The 14,178-nt window shown below is 44.5% G+C and carries 8 protein-coding genes and 1 pseudogene; 3 read left to right on the plus strand and 6 right to left on the minus strand.

Annotation, left to right across the window (positions count from 1 at the left end; all coding sequences use genetic code 11):
- The first annotated feature begins 380 nt into the window (after nt 1–380).
- Nucleotides 381–527 (plus strand): hypothetical protein, encoded by a 147-nt coding sequence (locus J7545_RS08870; RefSeq protein WP_318701873.1) that lies wholly within the window; start codon nt 381–383, stop codon nt 525–527.
- A gap of 122 nt (nt 528–649) precedes the next feature.
- Nucleotides 650–4,405, plus strand: a complete 3,756-nt coding sequence (locus tag J7545_RS08875; protein ID WP_318701874.1) for a DNA polymerase III subunit alpha — start codon at nt 650–652, stop codon at nt 4,403–4,405.
- 109 nt (nt 4,406–4,514) lie between these two features.
- On the opposite strand, the gene J7545_RS08880 is transcribed toward J7545_RS08875, so the two are convergent.
- From J7545_RS08880 to thrS, 6 genes and pseudogenes are all read right to left on the minus strand, one after another.
- Entirely contained in the window at nt 4,515–4,814 is a 300-nt protein-coding gene (locus J7545_RS08880) for a DUF3593 domain-containing protein (RefSeq protein WP_318701875.1), read from the minus strand.
- A gap of 31 nt (nt 4,815–4,845) precedes the next feature.
- Entirely contained in the window at nt 4,846–5,148 is a 303-nt protein-coding gene (locus J7545_RS08885; protein ID WP_318701876.1) for a DUF2499 domain-containing protein, read from the minus strand.
- Nucleotides 5,149–5,365: 217 nt separating this feature from the next.
- A complete protein-coding gene (locus J7545_RS08890; RefSeq protein WP_318701877.1) occupies nt 5,366–8,113 on the minus strand; it encodes a CBS domain-containing protein in 2,748 nt (915 codons plus the stop codon).
- A gap of 121 nt (nt 8,114–8,234) precedes the next feature.
- A pseudogene (blaOXA, locus tag J7545_RS08895) lies at nt 8,235–8,954 on the minus strand (class D beta-lactamase); the annotation flags it as partial.
- Nucleotides 8,955–9,170: 216 nt separating this feature from the next.
- On the minus strand, nt 9,171–11,486 hold the full coding sequence (recJ, locus tag J7545_RS08900) for a single-stranded-DNA-specific exonuclease RecJ (protein ID WP_318701878.1): 2,316 nt from the start codon (nt 11,484–11,486) through the stop codon (nt 9,171–9,173).
- A gap of 191 nt (nt 11,487–11,677) precedes the next feature.
- Complete coding sequence (thrS, locus tag J7545_RS08905) at nt 11,678–13,501, minus strand: threonine--tRNA ligase (protein WP_318701879.1); 1,824 nt, start codon at nt 13,499–13,501, stop codon at nt 11,678–11,680.
- Nucleotides 13,502–13,846: 345 nt separating this feature from the next.
- Between thrS and J7545_RS08910 the strand changes: the two genes are divergently transcribed.
- A complete protein-coding gene (locus J7545_RS08910) occupies nt 13,847–14,167 on the plus strand; it encodes a DUF2973 domain-containing protein (RefSeq protein ID WP_318701880.1) in 321 nt (106 codons plus the stop codon).
- The last annotated feature ends 11 nt before the right edge of the window (nt 14,168–14,178 follow it).

Genomic DNA, 14,178 nt, shown 5'->3' on the forward strand with positions numbered 1-14,178 from the left:
ACTCAATGGTCGCGATCGCATAACTATAGCATCAGGTTAGAGGGTTACTTGCCCAAAAAATCGCTGGATTTTTTCGCCATCTTTTAACGGCTCAAAGCCAAGTGTAGCCTTAGATTCAAGCCTGTTGTCACCCCCTGAGCTCTGGACTGCAAACAGAAAATTGGCGGAAATCTTAGCACATGGAGATGATGTCTAGCCTGGAGATCGCTCGAATCGTCACCAGTGGGCAAGCTACAGTGAGTAACAATTGATCGGTATTAAAGATCGAGTGGGTATCGCACCCTGGGGGAGGCAGAAGCATTATGGACGCAAATCAAGGATATCGCATAGCCGAAGAGCGGATAGCTGCAGCACAGTAGGAAGAGGCAACCGAGCTAGATTTGAGTAATTTGGGGTTAACGGAAGTGCCGGAGGCGATCGCTCAACTGACTCATTTGCAGGGGCTTGAACTCGATAACAATCCCCTCAACCTCGAACTGAGTGCCAGCTACGAACAAGGTCTCGATTGGTACAAATGCGTACTATAGAGACAAGGCATACCTTGTCTCTACTATGATGGGGATTGTAGCATTCTTTTTTAGATTTGATATAACCCACTCATTGGCTACGATATAATAACTCTCATTGTTGCTTCATCCCCGATCGCCTTATGTCTTTCGTAGGATTACATATTCACACCGACTATAGCTTACTTGATGGTGCGTCTCAAATCAGCCAATTGGTCGGCAAAGCGCAGGAATTGGACATGCCGGCGATCGCCATTACCGATCATGGAGTCATGTATGGAGCCATTGAGTTAATTAAAGCCTGTCGAAACAGTTCGGTGAAACCCATTATTGGCAATGAAATGTATATCATTAATGGGGATATTGAGACCCAATATAAGAAAATAAAGAAATACCACCAATTAGTCTTAACAAAAAACACGCAAGGCTATAAAAACTTAGTCAAATTAACCACAGAATCCAATCTCAAAGGAATTCAAGGAAAAGGAATTTTTTCCCGTCCTTGCATTAACAAAAAACTCCTAGAAAAATATCACGAAGGTCTAATTTTAACCAGTGGCTGTTTAGGCAGTGAAATTCCCCAGCTCATTCTTGCAGGAGACCTAGAAAAAGCGCGAGAAGTGGCTAAATGGTATCAGAACTTATTCCAGAATGATTATTATCTAGAAATTCAAGACCATGGATCGAAAGAAGACCGAATTGTCAATATCGAATTGATGAAAATTGGTCAAGAATTAGGGATTAAACTGGTTGCCACCAATGACTCCCACTTCATTTCCTGTTATGATACCGAAGCCCATGACGCGCTCCTGTGCATCAATACCGCTAGTTTAATTACCGATCAAAAGCGGATGCGCTATAGCGGCACAGAGTATTTAAAAAACGCTGAGGAAATGGCGAAGCTATTCCGGGATCATCTTCCGGAGCAGGTAATTCAGGAGGCGATCGCCAATACCCTAGAAGTTGCTGAAAAAGTACAACCCTACCAAGGAGTTCTCGGAGAACCCCGCATCCCCGATTATCCCATTCCCAAGGATCACACCCCCGACACCTATGTAGAAAAACAATCCTGGGATGGACTCCTAGAGCGCTTAAACCTCAAAAGTCGAGACGAACTTAAACCCGCTTATAAAGAGCGACTGGAATACGAACTCAAAATGCTCCAGCGCATGGGATTTTCCACCTATTTTCTAGTGGTTTGGGATTATATAAAATTTGCCAGAGATCGTAACATTCCTGTTGGTCCTGGTCGTGGCTCGGCTGCCGGTTCATTAGTCGCTTATGCCTTAAGAATCACCAACATTGATCCCGTTCACCATGGACTTTTATTCGAGCGATTTTTGAATCCAGAACGGAAATCCATGCCCGATATTGATACTGATTTTTGCATTGAACGTCGAGATGAAGTGATTGAATATGTTACAGAAAAATATGGTAAAGAACGGGTCGCGCAAATCATCACGTTTAACCGCATGACCTCGAAAGCAGTGCTTAAAGATGTGGCGCGAGTTTTAGCCATTCCCTATTCAGATGCGGATCAAATGGCGAAAATGATCCCCGTTTCTCGGGGAAAACCAACTAAATTAAAAATCATGGTTTCTGATGAAACGCCGGCACCGGAATTTAAGCAAAAATATGATACCGATCTAAATGTGCGGCGCTGGATAGACATGGCGATGAGAATTGAAGGAACCAACAAAACCTTTGGGGTTCATGCTGCGGGTGTGGTGATTTCTAAAGAACCCTTAGATGAAATTGTTCCTCTCCAGAGAAACAATGATGGAGCCGTAATTACCCAATATTCCATGGAAGATATTGAGTCCTTGGGCTTGCTGAAAATGGACTTTCTAGGATTGAAAAATCTGACCACGATTCAAAAGGCATTAGAATATATTGAACAGGATTATGGTTTGAAAATTGATCCCTACGATATCCCCGCTGATGAACGGAGAGCGCAAGAAACTTATGTGCGCCTCAAGAAATTACCCAAAGATGTGCATAAAACGTATAAAGTTCTGGAAAAAGGAGATTTAGAAGGAATTTTTCAATTGGAATCTTCTGGGATGAAGCAAGTGGTTCGCGAGCTAAAACCCTCCTGTATTGAAGATATTTCCTCTATCCTCGCTCTCTATCGACCGGGTCCCCTAGATGCAGGTCTAATTCCGAAATTTATTGGCCGGAAACATGGAACAGAAAAAATTGTTTATGAACATGAAATGTTAGAACCCATCTTGAATGAAACCTATGCGGTTTTAGTGTATCAAGAACAGATCATGAAAGTGGCTCAGGATTTAGCCGGATATTCTCTAGGGGAAGCGGATTTGCTGCGCCGAGCGATGGGTAAAAAGAAAGTGGCAGAAATGCAGAAGCATCGCAATATTTTTATCGATGGTTCGGCAAAAAATGGGATTGATAAAAGCATTGCAGAAAGTTTATTCGATCAGATGGTTTTGTTTGCGGAATATTGCTTTAATAAATCCCATTCTACAGCCTATGCCTATGTTACCTACCAGACGGCTTATCTAAAAGCCAATTACCCAGTAGAATATATGGCTGCTTTATTGACTTCTAATAGTGGCGATCAGGATAAAGTCGGTAAGTATATCGCTAATTGTCGGGAAATGAGGATAGGGATTGAATCCCCGGATATTAATCGATCGGGGGTTGAATTTACACCCACTCAAAACAAAACGATTTTATTTGGCTTATCAGCAGTCAAAAATTTAGGACAAGGAGCGATTGATTGTATCTTAAGAGCAAGAGAAGAAGGGGAATTTAAAGCATTAGCGGATTTATGCGATCGCGTGGATTTACGAACGGTCAATAACCGCGCCTTAGAATCTCTGATTAAATGCGGTGCTTTTGATGCTTTTGATGAGAATCGCGCCCAACTTTTAGCGGATTTAGAAAAGATTGTTCCCTGGGCCCAGAGTCGGGCGAAAGACCGGGACAGTGGCCCCAATTTGTTTGATATGTTGGGCAATACTCCTTTTAGCAGTCAAAATACCAATGGTCGCGCCCACGAAGTCGCCCCAAAAGCCGATTCTGTATCGGAAATGACTTTAGCTGAAAAGCTACAAATGGAAAAAGAATTGCTCGGCTTTTATGTGTCCGAACATCCTCTTAGTTCTGTTACTCAGTTTGTGCAAAATTTAGATCCACAACCGATTCCTCTCTCCCAGTTAGAGTCCGCTCCCAAGCGCAAGTCGATTAAAGTGGTGGCGATAATTACAGAGATTAAGGAAATTACTACTAAATCCGGTAAATTAATGGTAATTCTGAACCTAGAAGACTTAAATACAAAAGGAGAAGCCAAGGTTTGGGGGGATGATTACGAACGAGTGAAAGGGAATTTAGGGACTGAAGTTCCAGTGATTTTAACGGGAAAAGTGAGCTGCTGGAACGATCAAACTCAGCTTACGGTTAGTGATGCCCAGAAGATAAATTTAGAGGAAATTCAACAGCCGATAGAAAGTGAACCGGAATCACTTGTCGATTGGATAGAGTCCAAGTCTGTATCCGAGCCTGCAACTGTAGAAATGCTCGAAAATCATCCGCCCAAAGTTGAGAGTAAACCTTTTGAAGTTGTCTCTCCACCTGCTGCGCCAGAGGTTCCCCAAGATGAGTGGGTTGTGATTAGCCTTTCCTTAGAAGAAGCCTCTCAAGAGGTGGTCAAAAATCGGCTGAAACTATGGTTGGGAGAGTATTCTGGACAAACGAATACCAAAACTTATCCGGTTCTGATTGTGATTCAAGGCGATCGCTTTGGATTTTCGCAAGGGGTGCAACTGCCCCTAAAATGGCATATTCAAGATCCAGAGGGTTTGGTGGAACAACTACGCAAACAACAAGTTGCTGCTGAGTTTAAACCTTTAGAATTGGAAAACTTGCGGGTGTAATATCAATTCAACGTTAAAGTCTTGGTTGTTTATCGACTGTACTAGGGCGGGTTTACTCAGGTTATTGATGGTTTTCCAAGATCTTGGAAAACCCGCCCCTACAATTGGATCAACTATCAGAGGTTTGAGGAAGTTTAGATTTAACGGCTTGATAAAATCCCACCACGATTAAAATATTGGAGATACTTAAGAATATTTCCGCGCCACCATGGAGCCAGTCTACATTGGCTAGGGCTTCATGATAAACGACTTGGGCATAAATACCGGCGGGAATAGTTACGCCGACAAATACTAAGGTCATATAAAAGCCAATGAGGGCTAACCGGGGCATTTGTCCAGAGCGGGTAATAAACCATAAAAATCCCAAGTAGGGAAATAAAGAGAGTGCAAATAGGATATCTTTGGACATGGTTATCTGATGCAGGAATTAAACGGGAGTTTTAAGCTTGAGATTGGGTTTGTCGCCAGAGGAGCCAACCGGCAGCGCAGAGGGTACAATTGCCAATAACGGTCATGGCGGCTTGTAGGGTAACAATCCATTCTAGGTTAGGATCGTTATCGAAGAAATGCCAGGTACAGGCAGACATGGCACTGATGAGAGCCGGAATCATGGCGAGGGAAAACCACGCCCAACGGCGATCGCTGGTTAATTCTCCATAACGCCAAATTAGCCAAATGGCCATAATCCACTCAATCACACTCGAAACATGAATCACCCAAGTGGGGATCGACAGTACATTCATAAATCGGCTTAATCCAAAACGCCAGACCTTATTTTACCTTGATGGGGGAATGGGGCGTGGGAAGGTCGTAGCTAGAGTCTCCTAATTTTGCTGAGTCAATCGAGAAACGGTATTCTTAAACAGAGGATTACAGCGCAAAGCACTGTTATGAGGGACACTATTGAACCCTCAAAGCTATGTACCAAAAGCCTATTCCCTATTCCCTATTTCCTATTCCCTAGCGCTTTGCGCTATATCTAAACTGTTTCTCCAAGAAAGTTTCAGCACTTGCGCGGTCTGCCAGTTCTCCATCTAACGTCATCTCTAGGAGTTTATCCAAGATCGCCTTGAATTGACGACCCGGTTTATAGCCCAACTGCTTTAAGTCATTGCCATTTAAAATCGGCTTCACTTGCGCTAGTTTCCACAAATACAACCAGATCTTTCGCCGCAAAAGTCTAGGACTCTGCACCATGACTAAAATTAAGGTAGAAAAGCGATAAGGCTGGAGAGCGTTAGCAATCGTGCTGGGGAGTTCGCAGGTTGGTAAAAGAGAGAAAATTGTGGTTTTTGCGGCCTCTAAATTCTTTAATCGTTCGATACTTTCTGCTGGAAGTTGAAACCCGGAAGCGACCCAATAGCGGTATTCTGGAGCAAGATAGGCAATCATCACTTCAAGCAACAGTTGCCAGGGAGGGCACAGTCCAGAGGGATTAAACCGGCGTAAACATCGATCAACGAGCTTCAGTTGCTTCCACAGTTCTGGAGTCAGTTCTAAACTAGAGTGAATACACTTGAGTGCGTCTAGATTGCCCAGGAGTTGAATGGCTCTTTTCCAATAGGGTGCTTCTAAGATATACTTCAGCTCATTTTTAAGCCGAGTTTGCAGGGCAGGCGCTCGATTATTTTCTGCTACAGAAAGATCGTACACCCCACTGGCGATCGCATAACGAATATAGCCTTCCGTTTGTCCTTCTAACCGAAACCCCAACCGCACAGCAAATCGCACAGCTCGATAAATGCGGGTCGGATCTTCAATAAAGCTATTGGCGTGTAATACCCGGATCAACTGAGCCTCTAAGTCTAAAATACCACCAAAAAAATCTAACACTTCACCAATGCGCGGAGGCGTAAGGCGCAAAGCTAGAGCATTAATTGTGAAGTCTCTACGGTATAAATCTTGTCGGATTGAACTGGCTTCCACTTCTGGATTCGCAGCCGGATAGGGATAGAACTCAGTTCTAGCCGTAGCAATATCGATCCAAAGATTATCTAATTCTGAGTGTTTGTGCCAAAGTAGGGCGGCGGTTTGAAATTTTCCGTGAATTTGCAATCGAGCGCCCGGATAGTGTTGCTGTAAGACTTTCGCTAACTCGACTCCAGCCCCCGGTTGGGCAGCGCGATGATAACCATCGACGACTAAATCCACATCCTGGAGATTGATGACTTTCTCCGCATCTGCCAGTAATAAATCCCGTACTCCGCCCCCAACTAAATATAAATGCCAGCCTCTTTGCTCGGCCGCTAGGGCAGCTTGCCGCAAAAGATCCTGTAAGGGCCCGGTCAGACTCTCCTGTAGCATTTGCTTCATTGTTTCTGGCAAATAGCAGGACTTGAGCCGATTGAGTTGTATGTTCGCTCCTACTGGCTGTCCCGTTTCCTGAAGATGGAACTGGCGTAACACATCACTACGGGTGACAATGCCTACCAAGTTTCCGTCCTCTAATACGGGCAAGCGACCGATATCATAAGTAACCATCAATGACTCAATTTCCGGCAGTTGGGTCTCTGGGGTAATGGTTTTCAGATGGGGAGTCATGTAGCCCTTTACGGGAGCGTGGGAAAAGCCGTGATGGAGGGCAATATCGAGGTCGCGACGGGAAATAATCCCCACTAATTCCCCTTGGTGATTAACGACAGATAACCCAGAATGACCATAGCGTAACAGAATTCGTTGGGCTTGGGCGATCGCCGTTTCTGGTAGAATCGTTCGCACCGGTGAGGACATCAATTCCCGTGCCGTCGGTGCGGTGGGCACTTGGTTTTGCAGGTGTTGCACCAAATCCTCAAAGGTGGTTTCAATATTGTGTTCTCGCAGCGTCAGGGAAGCGGCTTGTGCATGACCTCCTCCTCCTAGGGGAGCAAACAAGGTATGCAGATTTAGGGGAGGATTGGAGGAAGACCGGCATCTTTGCCGAGAGCGACCAATGACGGTTAACCGTTTTTCTTGTCCGGTTTCATACCAAGACCCAAATAATAGGGCATCACTATGGGTTAATCCCATCAGTCGAGTTGCAATACTGGATAATCCGGGCACAAAGTCAGAGGTGGGCAAGAGAACCCAGGATAATTGATACCCTTCGCAGGTGGTCGTATGCAATTGTTCTAGGGCAAGGGTGAGGAGGTCTTGCAATCGTGGGGATAATCCCGGTTCGACATACTCCCCAATCACCGATAAACTCGCCCCTTGGGTCATTAACCAAGCGAGAGCTAAAGCATCCCTAGAGGTACTCGAATCATAGGTGAGCGAACCGGTATCGACATGAATTCCCAAGGCCATTACGGTTGCTTCTGCGGGAGTTAATTCCAAAGATTCTAGCTGTTGCAACCGTTCCACAATCAGCGTCGTGGTTGCACCCACAGGTTCAATGATTGAGTGGGTAACCGGAAGATCAGTCGCGGTATCGAGATGATGGTCGTAGAGTTCTACGTGTTCGAGATGGGGTAGATAAAACCAATCAGCGGCTAGTCCGAGGCGATCGCCCTGTTGGGTATCCACTACAATTAAACTGCGGATTTGTTCGACATTCACCGAGCGGCGCTCAATTAAGGCATACTCATCCCGATAAAAAGCCAAAAACTCCCGCACCGTAGGATGACATCCCCCCGTCAGCACCACCTGAGCGCCCGGTTTCAGGCGAGTTAACCCCACTGCTGCCCCTAGTGCATCAAAATCTGCGGTGGTATGGCACAAAATTAAATCCATAAATGATATGGCGCTTCGCGCTAGGGAATGAGGAATGGGATTCGATTCTAATCTATCATTGTCGTATCAAGTCCACCAAAACTAGGTTCGTTGTTGCGCTTTAGCCCTATTGTTAAACGCTCTAATACAGTAACGATAGCTCTTTAAGGCATAACCGCGTTAATTCTAATCTATTACGTAAGGCAGTAACATTCCTAATGTCAGGTATATCGATATTTGTGGCAAAAAAATAGACATTTTCATTCTGTTCCAAATAGCCCACATACCAGCCAACTTGGCTACCCCAACCTGTTTTGCCTCTAATCGTATAGTCAGGAGTTTTCTCCGCAATCATAATATCTTTAACTATTGCAATGTTTGTCTCCGAGAATGGTAAATCGTTACTATATAAACGTCGTAGAAACTGAACCTGCTCATGAGGGGTGATTTTTAGTTCTCCTCCGAGCCAAAAGTTGTCAACATTAGACTCATTACCAATTTCCTGGTTGCCATACCCTACTTTTGTTACCCAAGATTGCATTTGCTCATAACCAACTCTACGAACTAGTGCTTGATAAAACCAAACTGCTGAAACTTTGAACGCTTCTCGCATATTTAGGTCACGGTTCCAGGTTGGAATATCCCTCTTCACACCATCCCAGGTTAAAATGGAAATATCACTAGGGATTACAGTGCTTTCTAATACAATTAGAGAACTAAGAATTTTAAAGGTAGATGCAGGATTAAATGCTGTTTTATTGCGAGTAGAGTTGTATTGATAAGTCCGATCATTGTTTGAGTCATAGATTACGATTGAACCGTTTGCATTTAAGTTTCTAAAGTGCTGTTCAAAATTGATATTATGGTTAAGTGATGATTCCTATGTAGTTGTTAAAACAGGCAGTGAAGATTGTCTTTCCTCAGCAATAATTGGTGATGAATTGACAGTAATGATGTTGAAAATCAGACAGGCTGTAAGAAAACAATATTTCATGTGAATTATAGAGATTTCCCGATGTGTAACTCAGCTTAAGCTTACCATAATTCTTCTGCTATAATTGCAGAAGAACCCTATTCCTTAGCGCGAATTACTTGAGGTTGCCCGTTGCAGGGTTTCGAGGGAGATTTGGGCAAAATATTGGCGGCGAAACTGTTCTTCTTGCACAGCAGAGAGAAAGATATAGATGAGGCTAAAATCAGAGAAATCAATTCTAGCATTATAGGCTATAGTTAATTTTTTTTCTTGTTGAGCGATACTAAACCCAATCTGAGATAAGGCATTTAATCCCAACTGCAAAGCTGTTGCTGTTACTTGAAGCCGATCTTGCAGAAAATTGAGAGATATGGACTCTTGAGTACGACTTAAATATTTGGCAATGCCGACTAACTTTTTCCAGGTTTCGATCGGGTTATGGGGTGTAAAAGAATTATAAGCGATCGCGACCGTTTTTTGCTGTTGATTGGCTTGCTCTAGCCATCCTTCAATTTCTTGCCAACTGACTGGATTTTCAGTAATCACCCAAGGATCAGACTCAGTAATCTTTTCCGGTTCATCCAGTTTCTCGGTGCGCCAATCTAGAATCGGTATTGATTCAGATGTAGCCGTCGATAATGGCTCTTGCTCGGCAGCAACTAAATCAATAATGCGCACATGGTATTTCTGATAGTCATTAAAATCTAACTCAACCACCACATGAGATTCACCGGGAGGAATATCCTCTTGATAATGTCCCCACCACAATCCCGGAATTCCCTGATTACTGCTGGAGTCGGTTAAAATAAACTGGGTTTTAATATATTTAACTTTATTTCCCTTATTGTCTTTGATATTGGCATTAAACGTGTTAGTAAACCGACAATTTTTAAGCAAAATGCGCGGTACAGGATTGCCCATTCCACAGGGTTCTAAAAATTTGAGTTCTTGAAAGAGTTCCTTGCCTAGATCGGCAACTGTTAGTTCAAGGTCAATATCGAGAATGGGGGAGCGATCGCCAGATGCTAAAGTGCGATTGAGTTCTTGATTAATGCCTTCCGTAAATAGAGGTAAATTTTCTAGGGGTAAGCTTAAACCGGCGGCGAAGGGATGACCGCCAAATCGATGCAGCAAATGGGATTGACTATTGACCAATTGATACAGGTCAATCTGGGCGACAGAACGGGCAGACCCTTGAGCAAATTGAGACCCAGTTTCACAACTTAATAAGATCGTCGGTTTATGGTATTCTTGGGCAATTTGAGAGGCGACTAAACCGAGTACACCAGCCGGCCATTCAGGCTTGTGTAGGACAATGGCTTGAGTTGTCGATAGGTCTAATTGCGAGACTTCAAAGATGGCATCTTGAACGACACTCTGCTGAATTTCTTTGCGTCGAGTATTAGCCAGTTCAGCAGATTCGGCTAACTGATGGCAGGTTTTTAAGTCTCGATTGGTCAGCAATTCCACGCAAAAACTGGCATCACCATAAATGCGACTGACGGCGTTAATTCTAGGCCCGATACCAAAAGAAATATCCGTGGGGCGATCGCCCGTTTTTTTGCACAAGTCCAATAAACGCCCAATTCCAGGACGACGACGCGCTTCAGGAGGACGCAGATAATCACGCTGTAAGCACCCGATTCCCCGTTGGGCTAAATAGCGACAATCTCCTTTAAGCTGGACTAAATCGGCAATTAATCCGATCGCCACTAAATCCAGTAGCTCGTCTAAGGGTGCTTGCGGGATATTAGGCAACTGTTGATACAGTGCTTCCACCAATTTATAAGCCACCGCTACCCCAGATAAATGGAACAGAGGATGATCCTCAGCCAGATAGCGGGGGTTAATAATAGCAGTAACAGGAGGACGCAGGGCCGGTAAGGTATGATGATCGGTAATCATCACATCAATGCCTAAACTTTGGGCTAATTCCACTTCCACTAAATTGGTACTTCCCGTATCGCAAGTGACAATCAGTTGGGTTCCTTGCTCTGCCAAGCGTTCAATTCCAGGAGCATTTAAGCCATGGGATTCGGTTAAGCGGTTAGGAATATAATAGTCTAAGTTTGCCGCCGCGAAGAATTGCCCCAAGCCATCGAGTAAAACAGCAGTAGAAGTCACTCCATCTGCATCAAAATCTCCCCAAATAGTGACGTTTTCTCCCTGAATTCTTGCTTGTTCTAACCGCGCAACGGCTTGTTGCATTTCTTCGCCAAATTCAAACGGGCTAGTCGGGGTATACTGCCCAGCAGATAGGAAATGAGCTAAAGTCTCGCGGTTTTGAATCCCCCTTTGCCCCAAAATCTGCGCCAAGCGATCGCATCGGGAAAGTTGGGGGGTGAACTGGGCAATTTCCTGCACAAACCAGTTGGGAGGCTCAAATTCAGGAGCAAGTTGCCACGTTGCAGTTGGTTTCATAGACATTGGGACGATTAAAATCAAGATACGCCAGGGATTAACCTATCTCTTCAAAGGGTTAGCATTTCTGCTATATACCCTTTCTTTTGAAGATTGCTACCCATCGATCTTCGGGAGGCAAGGGACTGAATGCCCCTTGTTCAGTATCCTTGCGGATTTTAGTCTGTAAACAGAAACCTAGGACAGGGTTTTTAAAAATCGTCTTTAGAGGCGATCGCCACCACCATCCTCTGAATCACTTCTTTGACCTGAATTTCCCCCAATTCTCCCTTAGCGCGAGTGCGAATATTGAGGCTCTCTGCTTCCATTTCCTTCGCTCCAATAACACTCATAATGGGAACTTTTTCTTTCTCTGCATTGCGAATTTGTTTACCCAAGCGCTCTCCACTTCGATCCACTTCCACGCGAATCTTATAATTGAGCATTTGCTCGGCAACCTTCTGGGCAAAGGGCAATTGCGTTTCGCTCACCGGTAACAACCGAATCTGCACTGGAGCTAACCAGAGGGGAAAATCACCTGCATATTCCTCAATTAAAATCCCCACTAAGCGCTCTAAAGAACCAAATGGAGCGCGGTGAATCATCACCGGACGTTCGCGAATCCCTTCCTCCGAAACATAGGTCAGATCGAAGCGCTCTGGTAAATTATAATCCACTTGCACCGTTCCCAACTGCCATTCCCGGTCTAGGGCATCTCGGAAAATAAAATCGAGTTTTGGCCCATAAAAGGCAGCTTCCCCAATACCTTCAAAATGCTCCATCCCCAGGGTTTCTACCGCACGACGGATAGCATTTTGGGATTTTTCCCAAGCTTCGTCCGAACCAATATATTTATCTAAACTGGGATCGCGAAAACTTAACCTAGCTCTGAAATTGCTTAACCGCAAGGTCTTAAACACGCTCAGGGTTAAATCCACCACATTTAAGAATTCCCGATCCAACTGCTCCGGAGTCACAAATAAGTGCGAGTCATCTTGAGTAAACCCGCGCACCCGTGTAAGTCCCCCCAGTTCTCCCGATTGTTCGTAGCGGTAAACGGTGCCAAATTCAGCTAATCGAATCGGGAGATCTCGGTAAGAATGGAGCTGACTTTTATAAATTTGGATATGGAAGGGACAGTTCATCGCTTTTAGCACAAAGCCTTCTGCTTCCGATTCTCCCATCATCGGGAACAAGTCATCTTTGTATTTTTGCCAATGACCGGAGGTTTTAAACAGGTCTACTCGCCCAATGTGGGGAGTAACCACTTGTTGATAGCCCCGTTTGAGTTGTTCTTGTTTGAGGAAGTCTTCGAGTAAGCTGCGAACGGTTGCACCTTTCGGTGTCCACAGGGGTAAACCCGGGCCAACTTGATCGGAAAAAATGAATAATCCCAGCTCTTTGCCCAGTTTTCGATGGTCTCGTTTGAGGGCTTCTTCTTTACGTCGTTGATATTCGGCCAGTTGTTCGGGGTTTTCCCAAGCTGTACCGTAAATTCGCTGAAGTTGGGCTTTGTTGGCATCTCCACGCCAATAGGCTCCTGCGACACTTTCCAGGGCGATCGCCTTCGGGTTAATTGCTCCTGTATTCTCTACATGGGGTCCAGCACATAAATCCCACCATTGATCGGCTAAATGATAGATCGTAATCGGCTCCGTTTTAATATCGTCAAGGATTTCCAGTTTGTAGGGTTCTTGCAGTTGTTCGATTCGCGCCTTTGCTTCTTCGCGACTCACCTCTTCCCGAAGTACAGGGAGTTTGCGGTTGATGATCTTGATCATCTCTTTTTTAATCGCCTTCAGGTCTTTTTCCGTAAAGGGTTCTGGACAATCAAAGTCGTAATAAAATCCATTTTCGATCCAAGGCCCAATCGTAACTTGAGCTTTGGGAAAGAGTTTCTGTACCGCCATTGCCATGATGTGGGAGGTCGTATGGCGGATTTTCTTTAAGGTTTCCGATTCACTGGTGCGAGGTAGATGGATTTGAGGCGCTTCTTGTTCCATAGGTTGGGCGGGTTTGGAGTCTTCTGGAGGCATGGGTTTACTAATCTATATCAATGATGTAGGGTTAATGCTCAATTTCGGAGCCATTAGATAATATCTAGAGTCAGGCGTTGATGGAAGCCATTCGCTTTCGCGATTCTTTTGGGAATCGGCCTCCATTTTACGAGAAAATGGGCCTTCTTGAGGGTCAAGAGTCTCACCCTGGAGTGAAACAATCTTAAGTTAAGCTTAAATTTCTAAATGTAAAGAAACGTAACTTACGTTAAGCTTATGATAGAGATGATCGATCAATACTGGATTGATGGTGATATGGGTCGGCCCCCTGCACCTAAATTTAATACCCCTTTTGATTAAAACTCAATTTGGAGATCTGTAATAATGCTACATCTGGTTTATGTCTTTGCTTTCACTACCTTAGCCTTTATCGCTGTGGGTAATTTAATCCGCAACTTGATGGTACTCGGTTCTGAAAGCACTCGCACCTATCCCCCGAAGTTAACGGATGTTCCGGTAGAACCGAATCGCATCTCGTCCACTCAGGTTCCCCATCCTGAGTTCTTAGATGACACGGGAACCTTAATCAAAGAACCCTTATTGGTGATGCGATCGATTACGGTAGAAGATGCTCGCGAAAAGTTAGATGCCCTGTATAATTCTTCTCCTGAATCTTCCGCTAAAGACGATCGAGGAGAAGTTTGAAATCCTAGTAC

Source organism: Roseofilum sp. SBFL (assembly GCF_017746885.1).
GTDB lineage: Bacteria > Cyanobacteriota > Cyanobacteriia > Cyanobacteriales > Desertifilaceae > Roseofilum.

Coding starts and splice junctions, on each gene's coding strand:
- J7545_RS08875 (WP_318701874.1), top strand. CDS start 650: ATGTCTTTCGTAGGATTACATATTCACACCGACTATAGCTTACTTGAT.
- J7545_RS08880 (WP_318701875.1), bottom strand. CDS start 4,814: ATGTCCAAAGATATCCTATTTGCACTCTCTTTATTTCCCTACTTGGGA.
- J7545_RS08885 (WP_318701876.1), bottom strand. CDS start 5,148: ATGAATGTACTGTCGATCCCCACTTGGGTGATTCATGTTTCGAGTGTG.
- J7545_RS08890 (WP_318701877.1), bottom strand. CDS start 8,113: ATGGATTTAATTTTGTGCCATACCACCGCAGATTTTGATGCACTAGGG.
- recJ (WP_318701878.1), bottom strand. CDS start 11,486: ATGAAACCAACTGCAACGTGGCAACTTGCTCCTGAATTTGAGCCTCCC.
- thrS (WP_318701879.1), bottom strand. CDS start 13,501: ATGCCTCCAGAAGACTCCAAACCCGCCCAACCTATGGAACAAGAAGCG.
- J7545_RS08910 (WP_318701880.1), top strand. CDS start 13,847: ATGCTACATCTGGTTTATGTCTTTGCTTTCACTACCTTAGCCTTTATC.